We start from the raw sequence: 26968 nt of genomic DNA on the forward strand, positions 1-26968 counted from the left end.
CCCCTCCAATACTACAAATATATCCCGATACGCACTCTCTTTCTACTCCACTCTGTACGACATGCCTGTTTTGGCGTTTGTCCTGGACATCAGCCTTAAAACTATCACGACTGGCTTACCCGCATTTTCAACTCCATATACTATCCTGTCCCCGGAAAGCTCCTCTACCTCAATACCCGTGCCTTCAATCCTCCCGGACTCCATATCAATCACCGCTGTAGCGGCGTACAGGTCAAGTACCTCAATATCACCGGGGTTGTACTGAACCTCCACACTATACTTATCAACGTCCTGCTTTGCCGGCAAAGCTATAACAAAGCTGAACTCAGCATCCCTCGCGACCTCTATAGTAATCTCCGGCACGGTGTTTGCCTCCACAAGCGCGCTCCATTCGCCGCATACTCCATCCTCATTCCTCGCTCTTACCCTGTATTCATGCCTTGTGTTGGGCAGAAGCCCCTCATGGGCATATGCGGCGTCCGTGATCCCCTCCACAACCTCACCGTCGGCCTCCACATCGTATGAGGCGGCATTATCCGGGCCCTCCCATGTCAGCGTTATTTTATTTATTTCCGGCTCCGCCTTGATATTTACCGGCACCAAAGGCCCTGTCACAACGGTGACGGGCTCGCTCCATTGTCCCTCGCCGTTTTCATTTTTTGCCCTTACCCTGAAGGTGTATTTTGCATCCGCCTCAAGCCCGTTATGAAGGTATATTGGATCACAACCGTTATTTATAATGTCCGCGCCGTCCTCAACGTCATACTCGGCGGCTCCGTCCACCTCATCCCATATAAGCGTTATACCTCCGTCTTCTACAGACGCTTTTACATTTGCAGGTATTCCCACCAGTGTGAACACAGCCTCGGGATCGCTCCATTCCCCTGTGCATATTTCGTTTCTCGCTCTTACACGATAGGTATGCATACTGTTTGGCTTTAGATCCCTGTGAACATATTCCGTGCCGCTTCCGTTGTCTGCAATTTCCCCGTCTGCAAGCACATCATAATCCGTGGCTCCTTCCACCCCGTCCCATGCCAGTGCTATCGACGTGCTTTGCGCGTAAAAGGTTATGTTTAAGGGTTTGCCAAGCAAGGCGGTTCCATAGGCCGGATCGCTCCAGTCCCCCGAACCGTTTCCGTTGAAGGCCCTCACCCTGTAGGTATGCTCTGTTCCCGCAACGCTCGCCTCATGAATATACCGCGTATCTATTCCAGTCTTAAAAAGCTCCCCGTCAATTTCAATGTCATAGCCGTCCGCTCCCATTACCGCATCCCATTCCAGCACTATTTCTCCATCCTCAGAATGGGCCTTAAGCCCCGAAGGCACCGGAAGAAGAGTACACACCTCAAGCAGCGTACTCCAATCGCCCAGGGTGCTCTCGCTTCTCGCCCTTACACGGTAGGTGTGCGCCGTGTCGGGAGCAAGTCCCTTATGCAGGTATGTAACGGCAGCTCCGTTATCGATCACCGTGCCGTCTACCTCAAGGTCATAGCCCCACGCGCCCTCTGTCTCCATCCAGCTTAGGCCTATTTCACTGTCGGTAACGGACAATACCGTTATATCCGAAGGAGACAGCGGCAGCACAATGCCTTTTATTTCTTCACTCCACTCACTGACCCCGTCGGCATTCCTTGACCTTACCCTGTATACATGCTGTGAGTTGGCTTCCAGAGGTGTATGCATATATGTGTTTGTATCAAGGCCGATTACGTTTGTCCCGTCAATTTCAATATCATATCCATCCGCACCGGCCTGATTGTCCCACGTTATTTTAAGGAATATATCCGAAGCATCAATCCATATATTATTCGGAGCTGCCGGAAGTGTAGATGCCGCTGTAACTTCGCTCCATACTCCCGCTCCGCTTGAATTCTTTGCCCTTACCCTGTAGATGCGCTGTGTATTGGCCTCAAGCCCGGTATGTGTATATGAAGCCGACGCTCCGTTGTCTACAGGCGTACCGTAAACCTCTATGTCATAGCCCGAGGCTCCGTGAACCTCATTCCATAAAACCTTTATAAAGCTGCTGCCGGACACGGTGCGTATGTTTAAAGGTACGTCCGGCAGCGTCGGAATCTCCATAAGCTCCGTCCACCCACTGTTTGCCGCCGCTCCCCTCGCCCTTACCCTGAAGGTGTACATATCTCCCGGCAGAAGCCCGTCAAGAATATAGCCTGTGAGCTGCCCGTTATCTGTAATATCTCCGTTCAGCTCCACATCGTAGCCCCCGGCGCCTTCCACCTCATCCCACCGTATGCTTATACGGGTTTCGGTTACGTCCTTTATAATGTTAGATGGCTTATCAATAAGCGTTACGCCTGTCACATACTCACTCCACGGGCTCAGCATTACGCTGTTCCGCGCCCTGACTCTGTAAGTATGCTCCGTTCCCGGAACCAGCCCGGTATGTATATACGATGCCTCCGCACCGCTGTAAACAACAGCCCCGTCGGCTTCAACCTCATAGCCTTCGGCACATGCCACAGGCCCCCAGCTTATATCCATGCTGCTTAAGCCCGGCACGAGGGTAATGCCTTCAGGTGCTGCAATGGGCTCGGTACCCCACGCCCTGTCTCCGTTTATGTATATAACAGCCCTGTCCCAATCCCTGTAGCCGGTGTTGCCCCGGTCGAAGGAATAGTCGTTAAACTGGCTGTAGCTTGTCCAGCTTGAGTTTGCCACCCTGCACTGAAGCTCTGCGCCCTCTCCCGGCCCAAGGACTCCCGCCCCGCTTTTAAAGCCGATTTCAAGGAAGCAGTCTGCATTCTCTATACCCACATTTATCCTTTGAAAGCTTGCCTTTACATATGTGCTTCCCACGCTTGACCAGTCACAGAAAAAGCTTTGCCGCTCCTCGTTGTCCACAGTGTAATAGTACCTTATTTTTGCATCCTCCAGCTTAACCGGGGCATCGCCTGTATTGTAAAGCTTGTACCAGATGTACAGCGTATTCTCCCTGTCGCCCTTCCCCGCATGGTATACCTGAAGCTTCAGTGAGCCTCCGCTGCCTTCTCCGGCATCATCTTCCTCTTCTTCCTCCGCGTCCTGCATCCCCGGCTCGTTCCCCCACAGCAGCCCGCCCGCGCAGTACGCCGATGTCCTGTCCCAGTCGGAATAACCGCTGCCGGCCGGGTTAAAAGAATAGTCGTCCGACTGGTCGTAATTTGTCCAGTCGTTCTTTGTAGCCCTGCATTTAATTTCCGTGCTGTCTCCGGGGGCAAGCACACCTGAGCCGCTTTTAAAGCCTATCTCAAGATAGCAGTCGGCACCGGGCTGTTCAGAAGCCATTTTTATAAAGCTGCCGTAAACATTGGAGCTTCCCGAATCCGACCAGTCGCACCAGAAGCTCTGCTGCTTTTCCTCATCTACAGTGTAGTAGTACCTTATAGCGAGATCGGACTTATTGATCGGTGCAGTACCGATATTGCATATTTTAATGTTCAGTGAAATGGTATTGCTTTGGGGACTTGTATTTGAATTGTACATCTGCAGGCTTATTGAAGGAGCAGCCTCCGTTAAAGCCCGATTATCGTACTCCTCAGAGCCGGACTCCCACAGTGCCTGATGCTGTCCTGTAACATCTTCGTTCATGGCTTTTATTCTGTAAGGCGTATACATGAGAATTGCCTGAAATATGATTGAAGCACACAGAATCACACAAGCCGGCTTGAAATGTTTTTTCATCGTAGTATCCTCCGTTTATTATTAACATAATATTTTGTATTTTATTCTATTCCAATACTTATAAGCCAGTATATTGAATTTTTTTAGTAAATCATATCATTTATAGTAATATTATGTCAATATTTTTGGGAGAATTTACATTTGGTTTTTTATTTTATGCACTCAGTAAAAATGGATCGGGTTTGACAAAAAGCTGTGTTTTATGCTATAATTTTTGTGTGCTATAAATTTATAAGGAATTAAAAATGCGTTTGGACGCCTACCGCAAACAAGGGTTTTTCTCTTGTTTGCGGTTTTTTGTTAGAGGAGGAATCATGCTGAATTTCATCTGGCCGATTTTTGTTGTAGTTGCGGCAAACACTGTTTATAACATTTGTGCTAAATCAACGCCTGCAGGCGTTCAGCCCTTTGCGTCGCTTGCCGTCACCTATCTTACGGCCGCCTTTTTATCTGTGCTGCTGTTTTTTGCCACAAGCGGGAGCAAGGATATTGTGGCGGAAGCCCGGAAGATCGATTGGACGTCGCTGGTCTTTGGCTGCTCCATTGTTGCGCTTGAATTCGGATACATTTATATCTACAGGGTGGGCTGGAAGGTCAGCACAGGGTCATTGATCGCCAATGTATGCCTTGCCTGTGTTCTGCTGGTAATAGGAATTGTTTTATATAAGGAAAGCATCACCCTCCGGCAGATTGCCGGAATGGTATTGTGCATAGCGGGTATATTCATGATCAGCAAGTAGATTTTAGTTTTGAAAAGAAGGGGCATAGAAAAGTTGTCAGGAGAATAATCCCCCTGACAACTCACGCTGGCAGCTCTTGCGCTTTTACAGCCACAGCCAGCCAAGAGCCTCAACGCCTAAGTATATCGGCTGCTCGTCCCTTTTGTCGGGGTACAGCTCATTGTCGATAACACGCTTCAGCTCGTGATACGGTATCATGCACGATTTTGTACCTGTTTCCGCAACGGGGTTTACATCGAAATAATTCCTCTTTACTATGTCGAAGTTTCTTTCGTTATGCCGGGACATTTCAAGCAAATACCTTCTTTTGTCCTCCTCCGTCTTTGCATTGTCATAATTTATAGACGCAAGGGCAAGGTCATATATAACCCTGTTTCGCATATTAGCCACAATCAGCTTTTTGAAGTGCAGTGAGTATACCTTAAGCCTCTCATGCCCGTCAATAGCCTTTTTAACGCTGTAAAGCTTCGACATTATAGCTTCGTGCCGTTCAATTGCCTTTTGTATTGCAGGTATGTCCCTAGCCTCCACCTTGTTTCGGGCAAAAGGAAATTCCGTGGGGAATATGCTCATCTGGCTCTCGTGTATGGTGAACATGTTTTTGAGTACGTATAATATGTCCTCGGCAAGCCGAGATCCAAACACCGTCTCAATGGAATACCTGTAGAAATCCTCCGGCTCCATGCACGAGCCCCACCCGTAATGTGCGTGTGCAAACAGGTGCAAAAAGAAGCCGTACCATTCAAACATATAGCCGTTTATTCCCTTTGCGCCAAGGCTTGCCGAGCCTATATGCTGCCTGATGTCCTCCTCAAGGTACTGGTGGTTGCTCTCCTCGTCACACCTTAAGCCGTTGGAGCGGAAAATTCTTATGAGCCTTCCAAGACATGATGAAACCGCATTGGATTCGGTGTCACGCGCCCATATCCTGTCCCGTCCGAAGGCTTTCGCCCATTTTTCAAACTCCCCCTCGGAGCAGTACAGCCCCGGCGCCCAGAAAAGACCTACATCCTCGGGTATCGAGCTTACCATTCTTTTAAGGTACTCAGGGTCTTTTTCAAGAGGAGGCTCCCTCCATGCCCTTATACCTATTATGCATCGGGGGTTTTCCTCCCTTATGGCTGCGTAAAGCACCTTTAGCAGCTCATAGTTGGCTATGTGCTTTGCCTCTGCGGGTGATGAGGCCGCCGACAGATATTTTTCCCTGCACCTATCACAGTCGCAGAACCACCACGCCTCCTCACTCTCCTCAAAGTCAATGCCGTCATATCCCAGCCTTGCTATTGCCCTCATTGAGTCCTTAAGGTATTCAATTGTGTCGGGCTGGCTTAAGCATAGCGTGTCAAAATCATTTATAAATTTACTGTTTTCGGGCAGCTTCATTCTCTTGCTTTTGTATATGCTGGGATAGCCTCCGTTATAGCTGTTAAGCCCTACATATGCAAAAAATTTCATGCTGAGCTTATGTCCATACTCTAAAAGCCTCGAAAGAAATTCCTCTGCAAGATTGGGATGTATATAATGTACCGCAACCCAGCTTTCGCTTTCTTCATTCCATACCTTTACAGGGTAGTTCTTCATCACCGCTTCAGGGTGGGAAGGAAGCTCAAAGGGCCAATAGCCGTACATGCACATGTTAAACTGGTTAATTTTCATGTCGGAGCAGATATTAAGGTATTCAACCCACTCGTCATAGCCCCATAGCTGCATGTCAAAGCCAAGCCGCCCGTAGCCTGCATACCATGAAAAGGTGTTGGACACCGACCGGATCTCAACGGTAGGCCAATCGGTTATTTTGCAGAGCTGCATTACATAATGCTCTCCTGATTTCACAAATAATTGCTTCAGTGTTGCAAGTGCGTATACAAGCCCCTGCCTGTTCTCAAATTTTATCGTTACAAGCTCCTTCTGCACTGTCAGCACATATCCCTGCTCTGCAAAAAGCTTCGGGCAGTCCGTCTCTTCTCCCTGAAGCCCATATATGAGCCTTAATTCCATGAGCTCGGGGCAGCCGATCTGTTGTTCAGAAACCTTAAGACCGGGATAGTCCCACAGCTTCATTTCCACTATCTCCCTGTATTGAAGCCCTTCGCCAACGCCGGCAGAGGACAGGTCAAGCTTAAAGCCTGAAAAGGATTTGCTGCACCCCTCTGTTTCTTCCGTTATTTTAGGCACAGGCAGTAGCTTATTCATTAAATTCGCCTCCTTATAAGCTTTTTATACAATCTGAACGGGAGTCCATTCAAAATCCGTGTCTATAGGGTATATCGGCCTTGTAATATTTTTATAGCCAAGGCTTGAAAACACATTTGTACTTGTGCCCGGAGTCAGCGCAAATATTACCTCTCCTGCCACAGGCACAAGCTTGGGGAAGAGGTAGCCCATCTTGAGCACAATAATTTTATAGTCACTGAGCTTAAGCCCAAGGCCCTCAATGTGTGCTGGCGAAATGAATGCGGCCCTCTCGTTTGTAATAACCAAATGGATTTGCCCAAGGTCGATTACTACCGCGTCTCCCGCATCTTCTCCAGCCCAGCCCGTAACCTTTGTCTTGTTAAGTATTTTTCCCTTTACTGCCGTAGGAATTACAAAGCTCTCATGGGAGCTTTCACCTATTACCGCGTCTACTTCATCTCCTATATTCATTTTCAACAGCTCGTTTGTTTTTTCCCTGTCATTAATACCACAGACAAGGACATTGTCAGCCTTGCTTTCCATAAGTAGCCTCAGCATCAGTGTTCCTTCACCCTCTGCCCCGGCTGTGGTGTTGTCCCCCGAGTCTGTTATAAATACAGGAAGCCTGTCCGATTTAATAGCCGACTCAATCGCTTGGACAGGCTCTAAAGCCGGAACGTCAAACCTGAAGCTACCGCGGCCCTCCCAATGAATCGCGGATATTCTTCTTGCGGCTTCAACGGCAAGCTCCCTGTTATTTATATAGGATATGACAACGCTTGGCCCTGTAAATTCATAATCAACCCACGGCTGGCCGTTAAATACCGCCGCAGACGCTATATCCTCATTACTGTCGAGAGGCTCCAGCATTTCCATCATATCCTTTAGAGGATATTTGTCTGTTGTAGCGGCATCCGCGCCCAGAACGGGGGCTTTGAACATCACCGTAACGGGAAGCTGCCGTTTTAGGGCACGTCTGCACAAAGCCTCCGCTGTCCGTATTTCCGTCTGATCATGATCGATATGGGGCGCTGTTCTGAAGCCGTAAACTATATTTACCTTTTTTATAAATTCACTGGTGTTGTTGGCATGAAAGTCCAATGCAACTCCAATGAGAATATTCATACCTATCTTTTGCCGTATTGCGGTGATAAGAGCCTCCTCACCGCTTCCAATTCCCTCCACACACATTGCCCCGTGCAGGTAAAGGTAGACCGCGTCAATACCGGGATTATCATCAATGACCTTTAGTATCACATCCCTTACATAATTAAACGCTTGCTGCCTCACCTCTCCTGACGGCAATGCACTTGCAAAGACAGCGGGTATGATTTCAAATCCATTATCCGCAAAAACCCCCGATGCGGCAAGCCTGTCAATAACCTCTGTTCCCTGCACTATTTCAAAATCCTCCAATGAGGCCTTCTTCTTGCAAAAGGTATTGGATTCACACTGAAATGACCCAACTAATACCTTCATTCTACCATCTCCATATTCCATAGCGTTTAAACACTAAAACCCTGCACCGGGTAGTACGCCATATCCTTACGCCTGTCCAATCTTCCGAATACTGCAATTACCGGCACATCACTGTTTACAACCAGCGAATACTGTCCCGAAGTGTTTTGAAATTTTTCCTCTCCAATAGGGTAATCAAGCCTGAAGCAGTTAACCCTTTTAGCAGGTACCGTTACCCTCACCCCTTCCTTGGGGTCCTTATCCTCATAATAATAATCCAGTGAAATCTCGGCTGCAGTTTCATTCATATTCAGCACCATAAGCGCTTCATGGCCTAATGGCTCCTCATCTCCCTGCGGCGGGAGATCTCCGTCTGCGAAAACCCAGAATCTTTTACCCTTCTCCATAAGCTAACTCCTCCTATTCAATGTCCTTTGAAAGTATTTCATCCATTTCCGGGCATAGAGGCACACACCCTTCGTCAGTAATCAAAAAGCCTGTCTCTATCCTTGCCCCGTTCCACTCGGGATGTCCAAAGAAGCTGACGTCAACGCAAACCGTCATTCCGGCAACAAGAGGCTCGTCTCCGTTAGGACCGAAGAACGGCGCTTCCGCCTCCATCAGCCCTATTGTATGGGCAAACGGGCACACCAGGTATTGGATGAGGTTATTTTTAACAAAATACTCTCTCCCGGGCACATCTATCTCCTTACCTGTCATTCCGGGCTTCAGCATAGACTTTGTAAGCCTGTATGCCTCCCTCAGGTGGTTGACACAGGTTTTCTGGCTCTCTGTGTACACTCCGTTTACAGGCAGTGTGTCTCCCATAACCCCGCAGTAGCCGTTAATTCTTGGCGCAAGCCCAATCATTACAAGCTCCCCGTCAAGCATCTCCTTATTAAGCGCGGTAGGCACAACGGCATTCGATCTTGCTCCGCTTCCTACTATTGCAGAAAAGCCAAAGCTGTTTGCGCCCCGCTTTCTGCACACATATTCCCCGGCAGCCGCTACCTCATACTCATATGTCCCGCAGGCTACCTTTTCCTTCATTGCCTTATAGGCCTCCAGAGAAAGCTCAAAGCCCTTTTTTATATTTTCAATTTCCCACGAGGATTTTACATACCTCAATCTTACATATTTATCTGTTATGTCTACAAGCTCCACGCCCTTAAAGCCCGCCTCCAGCTGTGTATAAACCTGATACGGCATAGCCTCGGTTCCCACTATTCCCACCCTCTTAATGTCAATGCTTTTCTGGAGCTCTGCAAAAAGCTTGGGAAAATCGATAATTACGGCATTTGGGTATTCCTCGTCGGGAACCATGAATACCGGGAAGTTCCTTGTGTTTTTAATTGCACTGTTGAGAATTGCAAACGGTTCACTTTCAGGTCCTCCCAATATCAGCGGCTCTCCATTTCTCGGCACAAGAACGGCTCCCTTTTCAAATTGAGGACACCAGCCTGTCAGATACCATCCGTTTGCTATATTCAGCTCATCATAGTAGACAAGAACTGCGTCAAGATTTTCCTTCTCCAGTATTTCCTTTACCTTAGACAGCCTTCGCTGTGTTTCCATCTCGTTGTAATATGACATTTTTAACTCCCCTTTTAATGTTTATTATTTCGTTTTTCGCACTGCCGGAGAAATCGGCTCCTCCGGCAGTACAAACGGACTTAAGCACGTACTCTACGTTCACAATTATTTTCTCTGATCCAGATATTTCTGAGCTGTTGCAGCATCCTTAATAGGCACATAATCAACTATAATTTTCTTCTTAGGCTCAGCTCCGTTCAAGATATCCCTCATTTCTCTGACGGCAAGGTCGGCTTCAATCCAAACATCATCAAGCACCGATGCGGCATATTTTCCGTCAATTACTCCCTGAAGAGCCTCTGTATCCCCATCTATACCAACTACCTTTATCTCCGTTCTTCCCGCTGCCACACATGCATTCATGGCACCAAGCCCCATACCGTCGTTGTGAGCGACAATTGCATCTATTTCAGGATATTTTGTAAGCCAGTTCTCCGTAACAGCCATAGCCTTATCCTTGCTCCACTCACCCGATTGCTGGTCAAGCATCTGTATGTCGGGGTATTTTTTAAGAGCCTCAGTTATTCCTGCCGCCCTGTTAACCTGCCCGGAATGTCCCATCATGCCCTCAATCATCAGAACCTTTCCTTTTCCGCCAAGAAGCTCTGCAATAGTTTCCCCCGCCATAAGCCCCGACGCCTTAACGTCAGTTCCGACAAAGGTAGCATATTCCTCATTCTCGGTATAAGCAACCAGCTCAACCAAGGGGATTCCTGCCTTCTTGCAGGCCTCAACAGCCGGACTGGAGCCTTCAAAGCTGTTTGCATCCATTATTATTCCGTCAACGCCCTGTGCAATTAATGTGTCAACATCATTGAGCTGCTTTTCCACAGAATCGTCAGAGTCTATGATTGTAAGCTCAACATCCTTAAGCTGTTCGTCCGTGGCCTTTAACGCATTTACCAGGTTTTTAATAAATTCATGCTTCCATGCCTGTGTTGTAACCCCTATTTTCCATACCTTTTCGGCACCTCCATCAGAATCCTGCAGCGTTGAAGCTTGACTGTCCGATGTCCCCCCCTGCCCCGACGGTGCGGAATTACCGCAGGCTGCGAGCATCATGCTTAATGCCAGAATAAGTGCCATTACCTTGAATAAATTTTTCATGACTCTTCCTCCTTAATTTTTTTGTAAATTTTGATTAATAGATTGCCTAAAATAAATTTACTCTATATGCTTCGTCCTCTGGTCAAGGATAACCGCCGCCGCTATGATAACTCCTCTTATAATTTGCTGGTAATAGGATGACACTCCCATTAGCACAAGGCCATTATTAAGTACACCTATAATTAACGCTCCTAAAATAGTACCGCTTATTTTTCCCGCGCCTCCTGTAAGACTTGCGCCGCCTATAATAACCGCCGCGATGGCATCAAGCTCATAGCCTGTTGCAGCAGACGGCTGCCCGGAGGTAATCCTTCCCGCCAGCACTATTCCGGCAATACCGCAAAGAGTTCCGTTAAGTATAAAAACCATCATCTTTACTTTGTTTACGTTTATTCCCGAGGCTCTTGAGGCTTGCTCATTCCCTCCTACCGCATAAACATACCGTCCGAATTTTGTTCTATAGAGTATAATCATCGATACCGCTGCAACAATTACAAATATAAGAACAGGAGTCGGTATGCTTATCTGATCCGGAGAGCTGGTTTCCCAAAGATACCCGTTTCCTAAGGATATATAAAAGGGATCCTTTATTGTATGCGGTACTCCCTCTGCAATAACCAATGCCAAGCCCCTTGCAATTGTAAGCATTGCCAGAGTTGCTATAAATGGTGCTATCTTAAACTTTGATACGATGAAGCCCACAACGGCGCCTAAAAAGCTGCAGGCAAGCACTCCCGCTATAATTGCCACAAAGGATATGCCAGGTATCCTCTCCAGCATTATTGCCGAGGTAACGCCTGCAATAGCGCAGAGAGAGCCTATTGAAAGATCTATCCCTCCGAGTATTATTACAAAGGTCATACCCACAGCTAAAATACCATTGATTGAAATTTGTCTGAATATGTTTACTATGTTCTTTGGCGTCATGAATGTAGGTGAAATAATAGACAGCACAATAACCATAACTAAAAATACCACCAGCAGTGCATAGCTTCTCATATACGATTTAAATGATTCTCCCGGCTCCTTCATCAGTGCTGCGGCTCCGTCCGAATTTAAAGCTGAATTATTTTTAAAACCAAACATCACTTATCTCCTCCTAATGCACACGCAAGCAAGTCATCCTGAGAAATATCCTCCCTTGCAAACTCACCCTTAATTTTTCCTTCTCCTACAACCAGTATTCTGTCACTCATGCCTATTACCTCGGGCAGCTCGGACGAAATCATTATAACCGCCAGCCCCTGAGATGCCAATGTACTCATAAGCTGGTATATTTCCGCCTTCGCGCCTACGTCAATTCCTCTGGTGGGCTCATCAAGTATCAGTATCCTGGGGTTTTTCATAAGCCATTTGCAAAGGACAATTTTTTGCTGGTTTCCTCCTGAAAGGCTTTCTGCATTTTGCTTAAGGCTGCTCATTTTAACCCTCATTTTGGAGGTCATATTCACACATCTTTCATTTTCAAGCTTGCGCTTTACAAAGGGCCCCTTTGAACAATCGTCAAGGCTCGCAAGAGAAATATTTTCCTTAAGCGACCTGCAAAGCACCAGCCCGAGCTCCTTTCGATCCTCCGTAACCATTGATACTCCATTTTCAATAACCTGCTTTGTGTTTTTTGCTTTAAGAGCCTTGCCGTTAAGAATAATTTCTCCCGAGCTATAGCTGTCAAGTCCGAATATAGCGCGCATTATTTCGCTTCTGCCTGCGCCGACCAGTCCATACAAGCCCAGTATCTCACCCTTTTGAAGCTTAAAGCTTATGTCGTTGAATACGCCCTTTTTAGAAAGGCTTTTAACCTCTAAAACCGTCTCTCCTGTCTGTACCTCAGTCTTGGGGAAAATATCCTTCAGCTCCCTTCCAACCATCATTGATATGAGAGAATTTTTATCAAGCTCTCCTATAGGCCGCGTCCCTATATACTGCCCGTCACGAAGGACAGACACCGTATCGCATATCATGAAAACCTCTTCCATTCTGTGCGAAATATAAACAATAGGAACATTTTCTTTTTTAAGCCTTTCAATTGTTGCAAACAGAGTATTTACTTCCTCTTCGGTGAGGGATGATGTGGGCTCATCCATTACGATAAGCTTGGAGTTGAGTGAAACAGCCTTAATCATTTCAACCATCTGTTTCTGCGCCGTAGACAGCTTTGACATTTTCCAGCGCGGATTTAAGGGCATCTTGAATTCCTCCAGAAGCACCTTTGCATCGGAATAAAGCCTTTTGTCATCAATAAAAAGTCTGTTCTTTTGCATCGGCTCCCGGCCTATAAATATATTCTGAGCTATAGTCATGTCCAGAATGGGGTTCAGCTCTTGATATATCATAGATATGCCTATTTTTAACGCTTCTGTGGGAGATGTAATGCAAACCTTTTCACCATTGAATATAATCTCTCCGCCATCAGGCTGATACATGCCGTTGAGTATTTTCATAAGCGTCGACTTGCCCGCTCCATTCTCACCCATAAGAGCATGAACCTCTCCAGGCCTTATATTCAGGCTTACGTTGTCTAATGCCTTTACTCCGGGAAATGCCTTGGAAACACCCTTCATCTGCAAAACGTACTCTGCCATTGATTCACCTCTTTTCATTATTAATACTACATTGGGCCTGCTATAATTCAAACGGGAATCCCATTGTAACTTCAATCTCGGTTTTAGCGGCTTCACTCTGCAAAGGTTTGCAAAAAGAGATAAAAAAATTAAATTTTACTTTTATTAGGTGATTTCATTTTAAAATGCCTATCTTTTGTAAACTGTTCCGCTGCTCTCCTTTATAATAAGCCCGGGCTCAAGCAATATAGTCTGCTTTGCCGTTTCCTGTTCAGTCTCTTTAACGGAGAATTTCTTTTCTTTAAGCCTTCTGATAATTAAATCCGCGGTAAGGCTTCCTATCTCTCTCTCAGGCTGCACGATAGTTGTAATGCCGGGAACGATCAGCCCTGACTTGTCATGAAAGTCACAAGCCGCAACCGCCAGATCCTCAGGGATGCACAATCCCTCCTCCCGTATAGCCGAAAGCGCACCCAATGTCATTTTTTCCGAAGTAACATACACTGCGGTGAAATCACAATCGCGCTTATTTTGTATAAGCTCCTTCATACAGCGATAACCTGAATCATCCTTATAGTTGCCATATTTTATAAGCTTCTCATCTACTTCTATTCCGTTTGATTTCAAAGTTCGGATATATCCGTTAAGCCTTTCATATCCTGTTGTTTCGCTTTGACTGCCCGCAATAATGGCAATTCTCTCATGCCCGTTTGATATAAGGTGCTGAACCGCCAACGCACTTGCCTTGGCATTGTTAATCAATACGGCATCGTAGCTCTCCGAAAGGTTGGGAAGGTTATCAATAAATACTACAGGAATATCATTGTCAATGTACATCCTCAGCGGTTTAGTGTTTTTTGAAACGGTCGCGAGCACCAGAGCCTCTACCCTTTTTTGGAACAAAAGCTCCATATAGTGCTTTTCCTTTATCTCACATTCGTTTGAATCGCAAAATATCAGAAAATAACCGTTTTCGGTTAATATCTGGTCGGCCCCCTTAATAATCTGTGCAAAAAAACCTTCGGTTATGTCGGGAACTATTATGCCGATCATGTTTGTTGTCTGATTCTTAAGTGAGCGCGCAACCTCGTTGGGAACATAATTGTATTTGTTCAACAATTCCAGAACTCTTGCTCTCGTTTCCTCATTTACATTATCTTTGTTGTTAACAACTCTTGAAACAGTAGACACCGATACGTTTAATTCCTTGGCGATAGATTTGAGATTAAAAAACATCTTTCTCTCCTTACCTTTTAAATACTTAAAAGACACTTTCGTATTAAAGACACTATCGTCAATTAAATGTCTGCATCATAGCTCTCCGTCAGATATTTATGACAACGTTGTCAATAACATATTATCAATAAATATGCGTTATGTCAATACTTTTAAAATTAAAATTAGGCATAGATTTTGATATCGTTTGCATACAATGCCGCAAAAAACAGTTTACAGCGGCATTGTACCCCCCATGTAAACTTTTACTCCAGAAGGAACATAAGCTGCATGGGATATTCCTTCTGCCCGTTGCCGTCAATATTAATTATATCCTCCATATAGCTGCGCCACTCTATAAACTTAGGCTCGCTAAAAAGTATTTCGGCAGCTTTTTTATCGGCCTCCTCGCTGTCTATTTCATAGTACCCGAACAGCAGATCCTCAAAATTCCATATTGAATAATTTCTTATTCCGGATTTTTTAATTGCCTCAAGCACCTCGGGCCATATGCTGTCATGCCGCCTCTTATACTCCCTCATATGCTCGCTGCTTTTAAGCTTAAACAACACGGCTTTCCTCACTCTCATACCTCCATTCTCATTTTAGCTGCCATTTAATTGTGTTAACATAATTATATGGCAAACAAAAATTATAGTACAAATATTTTAGGCACAAGTCAACAGGTTTTTAAAATTATACCTTCCCGCCGCGCATAACCTTGGCTGCATAGCCTTTTCTACATAGCTCTGGTGTACCTGTCGGCAAAGCAGCTCGCACAGTAGCTGTCAGGCTTTATTTTGGGCTTGAAGCTGAGCCCTTTTACCATTCCCACCATCTCATTAATAAGCGCTTTGGTCTCTCCGTTGGTTCCGATATCTATGTGAAACTCAAAGTCCACGTTCTTCCCCACCGTCCTCCGTATTTCATCTATATGCCCTTGCTCAAACATATATGAAAGCTGAAGCGTGGCGCAAGTCTCAAGATAGATTTTTTCCCTCAGGCTTTTTATTTGTCTGGGTATCTGAGTTTTATGAAGAAACCCTATCGCGCCCTTTCCTATTTTATGAACATGTATGCAGGAAACAAAAACCGTTCCCGCACCTACCTGGGAATCCGTTCCTATCGACACCCTGTAAGGGCTTCCCAAATCCTCTTTTATAAATTCAAGTATTCTTTCATATACCTCGGCAAAGGTCATATTATCTCTTTGGGAGTTTCTAAAAAGAGTAGAATGATCAAAGTAAATAGAATTTCCTAATAGCATTACGCCACACCTCCGTTTTTGAATTTAAATAATAAAAAACCCTGGGCACAAAGCCACAGGGTCATAAATGGTCACTTTTAAAGCTGCAACTGTCTTTGAATACAACAACATGCCGCCGGTAAAAATTATATTTTTCATCAAGCTGCGCTTTCATAGCAGGGTCTCCTTCAAAATCCGTATATTTTCATATTATCACATATTTTTTTATGAAACAAGGATATAATTTTTACATAAATGTTAACTCTCCATACGTTAAATCAGGCTGTCTATTTTGTCCTTGTCAAAGCCTACTATAATGCTTCCGTTTATATCTATCACAGGTACGCCCCTCTGCCCGGATTTGCTGACCATCTCGGCAGCAGCGTTCCTGTCCGTGGAAACATCAACGTCATCATAGCTTATGTTTTTTGAATCAAAATATTTTTTAGCCATTGTGCAGTACCCGCAGGTAGGTGTTGAATAAATTTTTATCGACATATAAATTCCTCCATTCTTAAATTCTTAAATTAATCTTCCTTATCGGACTTCTTAAGCCCTCTTACGTACTCAATAATTTTTTTACCCGCCATGGCGCCTTGCCCCACAGCGGTTGATATCTGCTTGAAGCCCCCTGTGCAATCTCCTGCGGCAAACAGCCCTTCAAGATTTGTCGTCTGGTTTTCATCCACAATTATGGAATTATCACGGGTCATTATCCCCAGCTTTCTGGCAAAATCCGAGGTAGAAGCAGTTTCATATGCAACAAACAATCCATCCAGCTCCTCGCTTGTGCCATCCTTAAAATGTATGCTCTGCAAAGCCTCCGAGCCTTCAAGCTTCAGTATCGGCCTGGTGTTTATTTTGAACCTGTACGCCTCCTCCGCAAATTTATCTGTGAGCTGAAGCTCCATTCCGTTGGTGTATATGGTTATATTTTTTGTAAACGCCTCAAGCTCCATAGCCTCATGCACGGCATAGTCCTTATATCCTAAGACTCCGACGGTAAGTCCCCTGTAAAAAAATCCGTCGCAGGTCGAACAGTAGCTTACTCCGTTCCCCTCAAACCTCTCAAGATTTTGAAGCTTTATTTTACTATATGCCTGACCCGTCGCCATAAGTACCGTTTTCCCGGTATAAACATTTTGGGAGGCAGTAACCTCATAGTAGGATTGCTTTTCTATCGAAACAACCTCTCCCGAAACCATCTCAATTCCAAGCCTCAGTACCTGCTTCTCTCCTTCGGACAGTAAATACTCTCCACTTATAGGCTGTGAAAATCCATAGTAATTTTCTATTTTGGATGCCCTTTTAAGCGCACTCTCCCTCTGACCTATTACAAGAGTCTTTAGGTTTGCCCTTGCCGTGTAAAGCGCCGCCGATATTCCCGCAGGCCCTCTTCCTATTATTATTACGTCATACATTATTTAATATACTCCTTAACCCTATAATCCTATTTCCCATTTACATACCTTTCAGCCATAATCCCTGCTATTGCGCCGTCTGCAGTAGCTGTCGCAATCTGCCTGACCTTTTTGACCCTTATATCTCCGGCTGCAAATACCCCGTCAATATCAGTCTTCATATCCTCATCAGCATATATATACCCATTCTCATCCATCCCAATCATATTTTTGAATAATTCCGTTTTGGGCACCATTCCTATATAAACAAAAATACCGTCGATGTTCAATTCTTTTCTTTCTTTCGTTTTTACATTTTCAATTATAGCACTCTGAACAAAGTTTTCGCCCTTTATCTGAACTATTTGCGAGTCCCAAACCACATCTATCATAGGGCTTTTTAAGGCTTCCTCCTGAGAGGCCTTTGACGCCTCAAACCTGTCAGCCCAATGTATTATTGTAACATGCCTTGCATATCTTGTGAGAAAGACCGCTTCCTCTACCGCCGAGTTTCCTCCTCCCACAACAAGCAGGTCGGTGTCCTGATACATTGCGCCGTCACATGTGGCACAGTAGTGTACCCCTCTGCCCCTGAACTCCCTTTCTCCTTCAGCCGGAAGCTTTCTTGGCTGTGCGCCGGAGGCAATTATTACACTTTTCGCGTAATAATCCGTGTCCTCGGTCTTTATATGCTTCTCCTCCCCCTTAAGGCTTACCTCAAGTACTTCCTTCATATCGTCTATCTGAGTACCGAAATCAGCGGCCTGCTTCTTCATATTCTCCATGAGATCCATTCCTCTTATAACTCCGTTTGTACCCGGATAATTGGCAACATGAAAGGTTGTTGCCACCTGCCCCCCCACAAGTCCCTCATCCACCACAACAGTAAAAAGCTTGGCTCTGGACGCATATATTGCCGCAGAAAGCCCTGCCGGCCCCCCACCCATTATAAGCACGTCACAGTATATCTTTTCCCTTTCCTTTCTCGTACACTGTCCCCCGAGTATGCCTTCGATGGACTTCCTGATCTCAAGTCCGCCTACATAGCCGTTAAGCCTTGAGCAAACCTCTCTGCCATCTTTAAAAAACAACAGTGTAGGGCTGCTTTTTATGTTGTAGCTCTCGGCAAGCTGCCTGTTGTGCTGTCTGAAAATCCTGACAAACCTCATGCCGTCTCCATAGCTCTCAGCTATTCTGTCGAACATGGGATTCAATGCCATGCATGGCGGGCAATCCTCCGAATAAAAATAGACAAGTACAGGCAAGCTGGATTTTAATACATCCTCTTCAAATTTTCCTGCATCTGTATAAATTACTTTACTGCTCATATTTCCTCCCCCAGTCTTTAAGGGACAAACTCAATTTACTTCCATATATTCCGAAAGCCGATCTACTTCCTTATTTCATCAACCATTTTCTTCAGCGTCTTTTTGTCTATAGCCCCCGGAGCATATTTATAAAGTGTCCCGTCCTTTCTTATAATATACGTTGTAGGAAATCCATTGACACCATAAGCTGCCGCGATAGAGCCATCCTTATCTATTAGCACGGGAAGAGTAATTCCGTTGTCGGAGAGATACTTCTTTACAGTCTCCTCATCCTCCTGAACATTCACAGTCAGCATCACCACATCGTCTCCCGATTCGGCATATTCCTTTTGAGCCTCCTGAAACTCCGGCATCTCAGTCTTACAATACTTGCACCATGTAGTCCAGAAATTGAGAACGACAATTTTGTCCCTGTAGTCCGAAAGCTTAACCTCATTGCCCTCTATATCGGGAAGCGTGAAACCCGGCATTTTAACAAGCTCCTCTTCTCCCTGGGCGGCGGGCCTTAAGCCTCCTATCAGCCCCTCATCCTCACCTGTGCCTGCGTACTTTCCGTACACGACGTACAGACCCGCAAAAACAGCTATTGCCGCCACTACCCATATTATAATATTACGAGTTACAACACCACGAGATTTTTTCACGTTAACCATCCCCCATAAAATTAAATGTTTATTTCCCCTGCATACAACTGATTTTTCAAAGCTTATAAAGCATTTTACCGTGCTTACTCTAAATATTGCCCAGATATTTTATTTTATCTGTATAAACAAGTATTCCCGCAGCTATTAATATAATTCCTGAAACGATGCTTACTGCCCTGCTATGCTTTTGAATTTCCTTAAGCGCGCTCTTAATCCTTTCAAACAGGAGGGCTGATACTACAAACGGCATTCCAAGCCCTATAGAATAGGTAAAGAGGAGCATAACTCCTTCCGCCATGGTGCCTGAATTTGCCGCCATACCCAGAGCAGATCCTAAAAAGGCCCCAAGGCATGGAGTCCAGCCGAAGCCGAATACCATTCCAAAAATTATTGAGCTTAAAAATTTAAGCCTGTCAAACTTAAACTCAAACCTCCTTTCCCTGTTTAGAAAGCCTATTTTAAAAAGACCCGTGAAATTCACACCGAAAATAATCATGAGAATGCCGCTGGCTCTCCTGAATACCTCAGCATGATCCTTCAGGAAGTGCCCAAGAGATGTCGCGGCGGCACCTAACGCTATAAAAATTATTGTAAAGCCTATTACAAAGCCTATTGAATTTAAGAGAACCCTTTTTTTGTCTAAAGAGCCTTCCCCCGAAGCAGCATTGGAGGAGCCGGCAAGGTAAGAGAAGTAAACAGGCAGCATTGGAAGTATACATGGTGATATAAACGTAAGAATCCCCTCTATAAATGTCAGTAAGTATGAAAAGCTATCCAACAGGTCATCCGTCCTTTTATTATAAATTTAATCTTATTTACCACCTATTGTATATTATAATCAAAAAATCAACAAGAAAATTTAGAACACAGCTTTTAGAACCTTTAGCTGTTTTCAACCGCTAAAGGCCTATTTTATATTCTCAACCTCTTCCTGTGTAAGCCCTGTGACTCTGGCTATATCGCAAGCCTTCATACCCATACTGCGAAGGTTTTTTACTATGCCCGTTTTTGCTTGCAGAGCACCTTTCTCTATGCCTTTCTCTATGCCTTTATCTATGCCCTCCTTCATACCCTCGTCTCTGGCAACCTTCTCCCTTGTTCTCTGATCCATGAGCCAAAGCTGCCTTGACTCATACTCCAGCCTCTTTTGCTCATCATTGCTTATAACCTGCAAATAATTGAACGCATCCCTTATAGTCTCATTCGTCTCAGCCATAATCTCCATCTCTCCCTTCGTTCTTGCACCTATAAACCTCATCCAGTCTATAGACGGGTCATTCATATCCGTTATCCCCGTCCCCTCCCTTACCTTCTTAAGCTCACAGAAATGCACCTCAACCGCATCCGTCAGCCTGTGCCCCGTCTCATCCTCATTTAAGTGGTATACCGTGTGCATCTTCCTTACAGGCAGAAATTCATAGTCCACTATATTTATTGCTATACACTTTTTAAGCGCGTGAAAGGTTTCTCCCTCTTTTACCTGGGTCGTGTACATCTTGCCTAAATAGTACAGCGTCCTCTCAGCCATAAACACAGACGGCAGCACCTGTATCTCTATATCAACCTGCTTTCCCCCGGAAAACCTCGCACGTATATCAAGTATACCCTTTTTGTCCTCCTCGAACATCCTCGGCAGCTCGGTGTTGATAATTTCTATCCCTTCAAACTCCTTCTCAGGCAGCCTCAGTATGGCACTTAGCAGCGATATGAGCCTTTCCTTATGCTTAATGTCTCCAAACAAAAGTTTGAAAACAAAGTCTACAACAGGCAGCATTATAAAGTCGCTGTCTTGTGCTGCTTTTGTATGCTTAGACATATGCTCTCCCCTTCCGCAACCTTCAATATACTATTATTTTACCAGAAATCTTCATGCATTAACATAGATTTGCTCCTAAATATGTGTTTATGTCCTGTGTTTAGAAAACAGTTTTGTTATATATCTATAATTTATTGTAACATTTTCCCCACGCCTTGAATATTATTTAAATATAACCATATTATTTCTCCCGCTTTGTTTATATAGGCCGGGAGTCTTTGTTTTAACCCCAAGGGAGGTTGCTATGCACAGTAAAAACACCGAGCTTTTATTCTTTATACTGGTCTTCCTCTTGCTTTTTTATGACGACAGGTATCTGGAGCTGCGCAGGGCCATAAATCCTAGAGCCGGACTTGGAGACAGCAAGATACTTTTCTTCATACTTGTATTCCTTTTGCTTTTTTATTGATCTAAAGCATCCAAATATTTTATAAAAGCATCGTTGTTAAAAACAATTTTTTTTGTTTTGTAACACTTTATATGTTTTTTAATATTATATATGGTAAAAGTGTTTAATAAAAAAGACAATATATCATGGGCAATCCGTATTAAATATTAAATTATAGAGAGGATGGTTTTATGAATGAGTCACTGAATAAGAAACTGGCCGAAATGCTTGGGAAAATGGATGAAAAGGTGGTTAAGGCCAAGCTTAATTCCGCACTTGACATGCTTAAGAAGGGAAATACTGAGGACCTGGCCAAAAAAGTAAATAAAATGGATAAAGAAGATCTGATGAAAAAGTTTAACGAGCTCGACGAGAGCAAGCTAAAGGAGCTTAATATCGACAAGGATGATCTGAAGCAAAAAATATCCGGCGCAGACTTAGAAAAGCTGTCTCAGCTCATAGGAGAAAACGGAGATGAAATAGTTAAAAAAATTAAGGACTTTATTAAGTAATCCCTGAATATATTATTAATAGGTTTAACAACCATCTGATCCCTTTTAGCAGTATTGGAGGCGTAATCAATGAGTGATGATATGAGTAAAAAGATAAAGGAAATAGCTGAAATGCTGGGACAGGAGAACATGCCCGATAACGTAAAGGGAATTATTAACCTCCTGGCAGGCAGCGCAGGCCAAGGCCAGAGTCAGGAAAGAAAAAGCAATTCGTCTGACGAGGATTCGCCCGTCGCCTCTTCAAAAGAGCAAAGCAGGGAAAGAAGTGACATGGACGAAAATATAGAAATGCTGAGAAAAGTAAAAACGATAATGGATCGCTTAAACAGCACAAATGATCCCAGAGTTAATCTGCTTACGGCAGTAAAGCCCTTTCTAAGCAGCAAGAGACAACAAAAGCTGGGGACCTGTATAAGAATGATCCAGATGACCGGCCTTACAAGACTTATGGAAGGATCTGATAAAAGTTCTTTATAAAGGGGGAAGAAGGGTAATGCCTTACCGCAAAAAACCGCTATATAATAAGAAATATACATATTCAGGCTCTCTTTCAGACAATTATAGAGTACCTGAAAATGATAAAACTGTTAACACAATAATAAAGGAATCCTTTGAAAAGAATAAGGACATTCCCCTGCCCAACGAAAAGGAAATCCCTGATGCCAATGATAACAGCAGCCGCGGAAAAGGCAAATTTTCTCTGATGAATATTATAGAGAGCATCCGTCTGGAGGAAATAATTCTTATAGGACTTATTTTCCTTCTTATTTCCGAAGGACTGAATGGAATAGAGGACGAGTTTCTTTTACTCATACTTATTTACATACTTTTTGTCTAATTCCAAATTTTAGCGTCACATTATACAATACGGGGGCTTTTTCTAAGCCTCTATTTTATTTCTCTTTTTAAAATGCATGAATATTTTGCTTCAAATAACAAAAAATATTTCTATAAAATATACGTTGCTCTAAACAGTACTTTGCTTTTTTCTTAAGAAAGCAGGTTATTTAAGGAGGATTAATTTGCAAAAGACGAAGCTGTTATCATGTTTTTTAGTTCTTGCGGTTACAATTCTGCTTTGCGGAACAGCACTTTACGGGAATGGTGTAACAAATTTGTACGGCTACAGCAGGGCTGCCCTTTCATACTACGGGTCAAGCGGGCAGGAGGTAAAAAACATCCAGTCAAAGCTAAAGAACTGGGGGTATTACAATGGAGCGGTAGACGGAATATATGGGTATCAGACCTATACGGCGGTGCGGGACTTCCAATATAAAAATAAATTAGAGGTGGACGGCGTTGCCGGTCCTGAAACTCTTTCAGCTCTTGGCCTGCCTACAGGTGAAGCCGAATCGTCCGCAGCAAATTGGAAAAGCAGCGATGTAAAGCTTCTTGCCCACCTAATCCACGGTGAAGCAAGGGGTGAGCCGTATACAGGCAAGGTAGCCGTTGCGGCGGTTGTAATGAACAGAATAAGAGACAGCCGGTTTCCCAAAACCATATCGGGAGTAATATATCAGCCGGGAGCCTTTGATGCCGTTGCGGACGGGCAGATAAATTTAGAGCCCGACGACTCGTCGCGTAAAGCGGCCAGAGACGCATTAAACGGATGGGACCCCTCATACGGCTGTATTTATTATTACAATCCCTCCACAGCAACCAGCAATTGGATATGGACAAGGCAAATAATTGTAAAAATAGGAAAACACAACTTCGCAAAATAGTCCATATAGGACGCGATAAAGATTTTACAAGCATAGAGGATATAATTGATTACAGAAATTTTTAATAGCAACGAAAAGACGCCTTGAGGGGAAATGTCTCACGGGTATGTCATCAGGCGCTTTTCTTAGATGTATTCCTTACGGGTCAAAAAAATTTCTTCCAGCAAGTTATATCCTCCATGTAAAATCTTTATCGCTGCATATCTATGACAAGAGGAGACGGCTTATCAAGCCGGCTCCTCCTTTAAAGGTCTTGTATTCTTCACAGAAAGTATCTTAAACGCGGCAAATACATATGTAATTAGAACTGAGAAAAACGCCGTATAGAAAATCCACTTTATTATAAGAGCTGCGATTGTTCCGCTTATGCCCATAATAATCAATTGAAATAAAATGAAAATAATATCAAAAGCAATAAACCTGGAAACCAGACCCCAGAAATACCTGTCCGCCGTACGCTTTCCCATTATAAATGCCTTTGCTCCATAAGTCATTGCAGCCGGATACCAAAACGACATGTATGTACGAAAGAACATGAATCCTAAAAACACAACGCTTATCGTTATAAAATCAATAGCGATCGCGGTAATTAAAAGCTCCTGACTTCCTGAAAGCGCGGCATTTGTTATAACCATTGCGGGTACTGAGGCAACAAGTATAAAAACAACAAACACAACGGCAAGGAACAGGAATACGAATGACATAAGAAATATGCGAAAAAAGAATCTTTTTATTCCCGAGGTAAACTCCCCCTTCTCCTTAGGCCTCCCCTCAAGGGCATTGTTAACCATTCCGAAATATCCCGAAAAAATTATTGCTATGCAAATGGAAACCGCTACAAGAAAAGCCGCCAGCAGAATAATGCCCTGAACATTCATGACTGCCTTAAGCACTATCTGAAGCATTATAACTATGCTTTGAAATATGTCTCCTCCGCTCAAGGTGCTCCACTTTAAAAGTATATTGGCCAAGGGGTTAAAATTGTCTATAATACAGTATACAAATGCGATTATACTGAAAAACACAATAATCAGAGGCCTGCTCAGTATAACGCGTATGGTTTTCCCGAAGGCTTTCGTAAAACCACCTTCCTTCTTAAAATGATTATATACGGCTTTTCTGAATTCAGACTTAAGCCCAGTGGTAATTATAGCACACTCTAATTATGGTGTAAATATCGACACGAAATGCATCCGCCTATATTCCCTTCATACTGAGCGATATCCTCTTTCTTGCGGCATCCACCTCCAATACCCTTACCCTGACAATGTCTCCTACCGCCACAACCTCCATCGGGCTTCGTATAAATCTGTCGCACAGCTCGGATATATGCACAAGCCCGTCCTGATGAACACCGATGTCCACAAAAGCTCCAAAGTCCGCGACATTTCTTACTGTCCCCGTCAGCACCATTCCCTTTCTCAAATCCTCCAGATGCAGCACATCCGCCATAAGCATGGGCTTGGGAAGCTCATCTCTAGGATCTCTTCCGGGCTTTAGAAGCTCGTCTATTATGTCAAGCAGTGTAGGCACTCCCACCCCCGCCTGCTCGGCAACATTTTGCAGCCCCTTTTTCAAAACCTGATTTTTAAGATCCCCCAGCTTCCTATCTCTAACGTCATTTAAGGTATAGCCCATTATTTGCAAAAGGCTTTTTGCCGCGGCATAGGACTCTGGGTGTACAGAGGTATTGTCTAATATGTTTTCCCCTCCGGGAACCCTTAGGAATCCTGCACACTGCTCAAATGCTTTATTTCCAAGCTTCTTTACCTCACGTATTTCCTTCCTGCTCTTAAACCTTCCGTTAAGCTCCCTGAACTCTATGATATTTTTAGCGATTGCCGAATTGATCCCCGATACATATGACAAAAGGGATGCGGATGCCGTATTTAAATCAATTCCCACACTGTTTACGCAATCCTCTACAACATTGCCCAGAGACTCTCCCAGCCTTTTCTGATTCATGTCGTGCTGGTACTGCCCCACCCCTATGGCTCTAGGATCTATCTTAACAAGCTCGGCAAGAGGATCTAAAAGCCTTCTGGCGATTGAAACGGCACTTCTTAATGCAACATCAAACTCGGGGAATTCCTCCGCTGCCAGCTTCGATGCCGAATAAACAGACGCGCCCGCTTCACTCACCACCATATAGTATACTTCCCTATCTATCTCTTTAATCAATTCCGCTACAAATATTTCCGATTCCTTCGACGCTGTCCCGTTTCCTATGGATATGATGTCAACACCGTGCCTGCTTATGAGCCCCTTCAATACCTTTTTTGCTTCCTCCACCTTGTTCTCCGGAGGAGTGGGATAAACAACGGTGGTTTCCAGAACCTTCCCGGTATCGTCAACAACGCCTATTTTGCAGCCCGTCCTGTAAGCGGGGTCAAGCCCTAACACCACTCTTCCCTTTACGGGAGGCTGCAGCAGGAGGTTTTTCAAATTGACGGCAAATACCTTCATCGCCTGCTCCCCGGCACGCTCAGTCAGCTCATTTCTTACCTCTCTCTCTATGGATGGCCCCATTAGCCGCTTATAGCAATCCTCCACCGCCTCCTCGACATATTTTGAGGTAATGGCGCGGGGGCTTTTAACGGTCTGTGCTTTCAGAAAGTCTATGATGCGCTCGTCGGGTACATCTATTCCCGCCTGAAGGTACTCCTCCTTTTCCCCTCTGTTGACAGCCAGTACCCTGTGCGCCGCAATTTTCGCCAGCGGCTCTTTAAAGTCATAGTACATCCTGTATACCGAATCCTCTTCCTTCTTCGCCTTTGAGGAAAGCATACCATGCCTGAAAAACATTCCCCTCACAGCTTTTCTGTACTCAGCATTGTCTGAAGTATTTTCCGCTATTATATCCTTTGCCCCATCCAACGCCTCCCCAATTGTACACACCTGCTTCGCGGGGTCTACAAAAGGCTCCGCAACGGCTTCTATGCTTCCCTTAAATATGCTCTGAAGGTAAATAATATTTGCAAGAGGCTCTAAGCCCTTCTCCTTTGCAATTGTGGCCCTTGTCCTTCTTTTGGGCCTGAAGGGCCTGTAAATATCCTCAATCTCCTGCAAGGTACAGCATTTATCCAATGCGGCGGAAAGCTCCGGCGTAAGCTTCCCCTGCTCGTCTATCAGCCTTTTGGCATCCTCTCTTCTCTCATTGAGGCTTCTTAAGTACATAAGCCTCTCATAAAGCTCTCTTAGAACCTGATCGTTCAGCTCTCCCGTGGCTTCCTTACGGTAACGCGCTATAAAAGGTATTGTATTCCCTTCGTCTATAAGCCTTACAGTATTTTGAACCTGAAGCGGCTTGAGCTTGAATTCCTGTATCAATTGTGAAATAATATCCGACATATATCCTCCGAAATAAGCTTATT

Annotated in this window: 25 protein-coding genes and 1 pseudogene; 6 read left to right on the forward strand and 20 right to left on the reverse strand. The window is 44.5% G+C overall.

What is annotated here, in order from left to right; translation table 11 throughout:
* Nucleotides 1-42: 42 nt before the first annotated feature.
* Complete coding sequence (locus tag DFR58_RS04510) at nucleotides 43-3687, reverse strand: fibronectin type III domain-containing protein (RefSeq protein WP_114296622.1); 3645 nt, start codon at nucleotides 3685-3687, stop codon at nucleotides 43-45.
* Nucleotides 3688-4001: 314 nt separating this feature from the next.
* Between DFR58_RS04510 and DFR58_RS04515 the strand changes: the two genes are divergently transcribed.
* Nucleotides 4002-4427 carry an EamA family transporter gene (locus tag DFR58_RS04515; protein WP_114296623.1) on the forward strand — a complete coding sequence of 142 codons (426 nt, stop codon included), beginning with the start codon at nucleotides 4002-4004 and terminating at the stop codon, nucleotides 4425-4427.
* Nucleotides 4428-4511: 84 nt separating this feature from the next.
* On the opposite strand, the gene DFR58_RS04520 is transcribed toward DFR58_RS04515, so the two are convergent.
* The 17 genes and pseudogenes from DFR58_RS04520 to DFR58_RS04595 all read right to left on the reverse strand — a co-directional run bounded on the left by DFR58_RS04520 (nucleotide 4512) and on the right by DFR58_RS04595 (nucleotide 20970).
* Nucleotides 4512-6620 carry a glycoside hydrolase family 20 zincin-like fold domain-containing protein gene (locus tag DFR58_RS04520; RefSeq protein ID WP_114296624.1) on the reverse strand — a complete coding sequence of 703 codons (2109 nt, stop codon included), beginning with the start codon at nucleotides 6618-6620 and terminating at the stop codon, nucleotides 4512-4514.
* A gap of 24 nt (nucleotides 6621-6644) precedes the next feature.
* Nucleotides 6645-8081, reverse strand: coding sequence for a M81 family metallopeptidase (locus DFR58_RS04525; RefSeq protein WP_170138030.1), 1437 nt, complete (start codon nucleotides 8079-8081; stop codon nucleotides 6645-6647).
* A 26-nt stretch (nucleotides 8082-8107) separates the two neighbouring features.
* Nucleotides 8108-8467, reverse strand: coding sequence for a sensory rhodopsin transducer (locus tag DFR58_RS04530; protein WP_114296626.1), 360 nt, complete (start codon nucleotides 8465-8467; stop codon nucleotides 8108-8110).
* A gap of 13 nt (nucleotides 8468-8480) precedes the next feature.
* Complete coding sequence (locus tag DFR58_RS04535) at nucleotides 8481-9653, reverse strand: M24 family metallopeptidase (protein ID WP_114296627.1); 1173 nt, start codon at nucleotides 9651-9653, stop codon at nucleotides 8481-8483.
* Between the two features lie 105 nt (nucleotides 9654-9758).
* On the reverse strand, nucleotides 9759-10760 hold the full coding sequence (locus tag DFR58_RS04540) for a substrate-binding domain-containing protein (protein WP_114296628.1): 1002 nt from the start codon (nucleotides 10758-10760) through the stop codon (nucleotides 9759-9761).
* 57 nt (nucleotides 10761-10817) lie between these two features.
* Complete coding sequence (locus tag DFR58_RS04545; protein WP_242987394.1) at nucleotides 10818-11846, reverse strand: ABC transporter permease; 1029 nt, start codon at nucleotides 11844-11846, stop codon at nucleotides 10818-10820.
* Nucleotides 11846-13360: a sugar ABC transporter ATP-binding protein gene (locus DFR58_RS04550; protein WP_242987395.1), complete on the reverse strand. Its 1515-nt coding sequence runs from the start codon at nucleotides 13358-13360 to the stop codon at nucleotides 11846-11848. Before DFR58_RS04550 ends, DFR58_RS04545 begins: the two co-directional genes overlap by 1 nt.
* 150 nt (nucleotides 13361-13510) lie before the next feature.
* Nucleotides 13511-14593 carry a LacI family DNA-binding transcriptional regulator gene (locus DFR58_RS04555; protein ID WP_207659124.1) on the reverse strand — a complete coding sequence of 361 codons (1083 nt, stop codon included), beginning with the start codon at nucleotides 14591-14593 and terminating at the stop codon, nucleotides 13511-13513.
* A 209-nt stretch (nucleotides 14594-14802) separates the two neighbouring features.
* Entirely contained in the window at nucleotides 14803-15120 is a 318-nt protein-coding gene (locus tag DFR58_RS04560; RefSeq protein WP_207659125.1) for an L-rhamnose mutarotase, read from the reverse strand.
* Between the two features lie 155 nt (nucleotides 15121-15275).
* Nucleotides 15276-15803 (reverse strand): ribonuclease H-like YkuK family protein, encoded by a 528-nt coding sequence (locus DFR58_RS04565; protein WP_114296632.1) that lies wholly within the window; start codon nucleotides 15801-15803, stop codon nucleotides 15276-15278.
* A gap of 252 nt (nucleotides 15804-16055) precedes the next feature.
* Nucleotides 16056-16280 carry a glutaredoxin family protein gene (locus DFR58_RS04570; protein ID WP_114296633.1) on the reverse strand — a complete coding sequence of 75 codons (225 nt, stop codon included), beginning with the start codon at nucleotides 16278-16280 and terminating at the stop codon, nucleotides 16056-16058.
* A gap of 29 nt (nucleotides 16281-16309) precedes the next feature.
* Nucleotides 16310-17203, reverse strand: coding sequence for an NAD(P)/FAD-dependent oxidoreductase (locus tag DFR58_RS04575; RefSeq protein ID WP_114296634.1), 894 nt, complete (start codon nucleotides 17201-17203; stop codon nucleotides 16310-16312).
* A 29-nt stretch (nucleotides 17204-17232) separates the two neighbouring features.
* Nucleotides 17233-18129 carry a thioredoxin-disulfide reductase gene (trxB, locus tag DFR58_RS04580; protein WP_242987403.1) on the reverse strand — a complete coding sequence of 299 codons (897 nt, stop codon included), beginning with the start codon at nucleotides 18127-18129 and terminating at the stop codon, nucleotides 17233-17235.
* Between the two features lie 102 nt (nucleotides 18130-18231).
* Nucleotides 18232-18510, reverse strand: a pseudogene (locus DFR58_RS22340) (thioredoxin family protein); the annotation flags it as partial.
* 62 nt (nucleotides 18511-18572) lie between these two features.
* Nucleotides 18573-19154, reverse strand: coding sequence for a TlpA family protein disulfide reductase (locus tag DFR58_RS04585; RefSeq protein ID WP_170138031.1), 582 nt, complete (start codon nucleotides 19152-19154; stop codon nucleotides 18573-18575).
* An 88-nt stretch (nucleotides 19155-19242) separates the two neighbouring features.
* Nucleotides 19243-19932, reverse strand: coding sequence for a cytochrome c biogenesis CcdA family protein (locus DFR58_RS04590; protein ID WP_114296637.1), 690 nt, complete (start codon nucleotides 19930-19932; stop codon nucleotides 19243-19245).
* Nucleotides 19933-20061: 129 nt separating this feature from the next.
* Nucleotides 20062-20970 carry an Rpn family recombination-promoting nuclease/putative transposase gene (locus DFR58_RS04595; RefSeq protein ID WP_114296638.1) on the reverse strand — a complete coding sequence of 303 codons (909 nt, stop codon included), beginning with the start codon at nucleotides 20968-20970 and terminating at the stop codon, nucleotides 20062-20064.
* Between the two features lie 244 nt (nucleotides 20971-21214).
* On the opposite strand from DFR58_RS04595, the gene DFR58_RS21750 reads away from it, so the two are divergent.
* The 5 genes from DFR58_RS21750 to sleB all read left to right on the forward strand — a co-directional run bounded on the left by DFR58_RS21750 (nucleotide 21215) and on the right by sleB (nucleotide 23594).
* Nucleotides 21215-21379 (forward strand): hypothetical protein, encoded by a 165-nt coding sequence (locus tag DFR58_RS21750; protein ID WP_170138032.1) that lies wholly within the window; start codon nucleotides 21215-21217, stop codon nucleotides 21377-21379.
* Between the two features lie 170 nt (nucleotides 21380-21549).
* A complete protein-coding gene (locus tag DFR58_RS04600) occupies nucleotides 21550-21870 on the forward strand; it encodes a membrane trafficking protein (RefSeq protein WP_114296639.1) in 321 nt (106 codons plus the stop codon).
* 69 nt (nucleotides 21871-21939) lie between these two features.
* Nucleotides 21940-22347 (forward strand): hypothetical protein, encoded by a 408-nt coding sequence (locus DFR58_RS04605; protein WP_114296640.1) that lies wholly within the window; start codon nucleotides 21940-21942, stop codon nucleotides 22345-22347.
* A gap of 16 nt (nucleotides 22348-22363) precedes the next feature.
* Nucleotides 22364-22708: a hypothetical protein gene (locus DFR58_RS04610; protein WP_114296641.1), complete on the forward strand. Its 345-nt coding sequence runs from the start codon at nucleotides 22364-22366 to the stop codon at nucleotides 22706-22708.
* Nucleotides 22709-22886: 178 nt separating this feature from the next.
* Complete coding sequence (sleB, locus tag DFR58_RS04615; protein ID WP_479722724.1) at nucleotides 22887-23594, forward strand: spore cortex-lytic enzyme; 708 nt, start codon at nucleotides 22887-22889, stop codon at nucleotides 23592-23594.
* 227 nt (nucleotides 23595-23821) lie between these two features.
* On the opposite strand, the gene DFR58_RS04620 is transcribed toward sleB, so the two are convergent.
* Together DFR58_RS04620 and DFR58_RS04625 are read right to left on the reverse strand one after the other, a co-directional pair.
* Nucleotides 23822-24619: a hypothetical protein gene (locus DFR58_RS04620; RefSeq protein ID WP_114296643.1), complete on the reverse strand. Its 798-nt coding sequence runs from the start codon at nucleotides 24617-24619 to the stop codon at nucleotides 23822-23824.
* A 172-nt stretch (nucleotides 24620-24791) separates the two neighbouring features.
* Nucleotides 24792-26945: a Tex family protein gene (locus tag DFR58_RS04625; RefSeq protein WP_114296644.1), complete on the reverse strand. Its 2154-nt coding sequence runs from the start codon at nucleotides 26943-26945 to the stop codon at nucleotides 24792-24794.
* Between the last annotated feature and the right edge of the window lie 23 nt (nucleotides 26946-26968).

Origin of the sequence: Anaerobacterium chartisolvens (genome assembly GCF_003337415.1) — a bacterium.
Taxonomy (GTDB): Bacteria; Bacillota; Clostridia; order Acetivibrionales; family DSM-27016; genus Anaerobacterium; species Anaerobacterium chartisolvens.

Excerpts from the sequence above, each read along its gene's own strand:
- DFR58_RS04605 (WP_114296640.1), top strand. The coding sequence starts at position 21,940 with ATGAGTGATGATATGAGTAAAAAGATAAAGGAAATAGCTGAAATGCTG.
- DFR58_RS04515 (WP_114296623.1), top strand. The coding sequence starts at position 4,002 with ATGCTGAATTTCATCTGGCCGATTTTTGTTGTAGTTGCGGCAAACACT.
- DFR58_RS04525 (WP_170138030.1), bottom strand. The coding sequence starts at position 8,081 with ATGAAGGTATTAGTTGGGTCATTTCAGTGTGAATCCAATACCTTTTGC.
- trxB (WP_242987403.1), bottom strand. The coding sequence starts at position 18,129 with ATGGGTGGGGGGCCGGCAGGGCTTTCTGCGGCAATATATGCGTCCAGA.
- DFR58_RS04625 (WP_114296644.1), bottom strand. The coding sequence starts at position 26,945 with ATGTCGGATATTATTTCACAATTGATACAGGAATTCAAGCTCAAGCCG.
- DFR58_RS04545 (WP_242987394.1), bottom strand. The coding sequence starts at position 11,846 with ATGTTTGGTTTTAAAAATAATTCAGCTTTAAATTCGGACGGAGCCGCA.
- DFR58_RS04600 (WP_114296639.1), top strand. The coding sequence starts at position 21,550 with ATGAATGAGTCACTGAATAAGAAACTGGCCGAAATGCTTGGGAAAATG.
- DFR58_RS04510 (WP_114296622.1), bottom strand. The coding sequence starts at position 3,687 with ATGAAAAAACATTTCAAGCCGGCTTGTGTGATTCTGTGTGCTTCAATC.
- DFR58_RS04535 (WP_114296627.1), bottom strand. The coding sequence starts at position 9,653 with ATGTCATATTACAACGAGATGGAAACACAGCGAAGGCTGTCTAAGGTA.
- DFR58_RS04550 (WP_242987395.1), bottom strand. The coding sequence starts at position 13,360 with ATGAAAAGAGGTGAATCAATGGCAGAGTACGTTTTGCAGATGAAGGGT.
- DFR58_RS04565 (WP_114296632.1), bottom strand. The coding sequence starts at position 15,803 with ATGCTATTAGGAAATTCTATTTACTTTGATCATTCTACTCTTTTTAGA.
- DFR58_RS04595 (WP_114296638.1), bottom strand. The coding sequence starts at position 20,970 with ATGTCTAAGCATACAAAAGCAGCACAAGACAGCGACTTTATAATGCTG.
- DFR58_RS04570 (WP_114296633.1), bottom strand. The coding sequence starts at position 16,280 with ATGTCGATAAAAATTTATTCAACACCTACCTGCGGGTACTGCACAATG.
- DFR58_RS04540 (WP_114296628.1), bottom strand. The coding sequence starts at position 10,760 with ATGAAAAATTTATTCAAGGTAATGGCACTTATTCTGGCATTAAGCATG.
- DFR58_RS04530 (WP_114296626.1), bottom strand. The coding sequence starts at position 8,467 with ATGGAGAAGGGTAAAAGATTCTGGGTTTTCGCAGACGGAGATCTCCCG.
- DFR58_RS04520 (WP_114296624.1), bottom strand. The coding sequence starts at position 6,620 with ATGAATAAGCTACTGCCTGTGCCTAAAATAACGGAAGAAACAGAGGGG.
- DFR58_RS04610 (WP_114296641.1), top strand. The coding sequence starts at position 22,364 with ATGCCTTACCGCAAAAAACCGCTATATAATAAGAAATATACATATTCA.
- DFR58_RS04575 (WP_114296634.1), bottom strand. The coding sequence starts at position 17,203 with ATGTATGACGTAATAATAATAGGAAGAGGGCCTGCGGGAATATCGGCG.
- DFR58_RS21750 (WP_170138032.1), top strand. The coding sequence starts at position 21,215 with ATGCACAGTAAAAACACCGAGCTTTTATTCTTTATACTGGTCTTCCTC.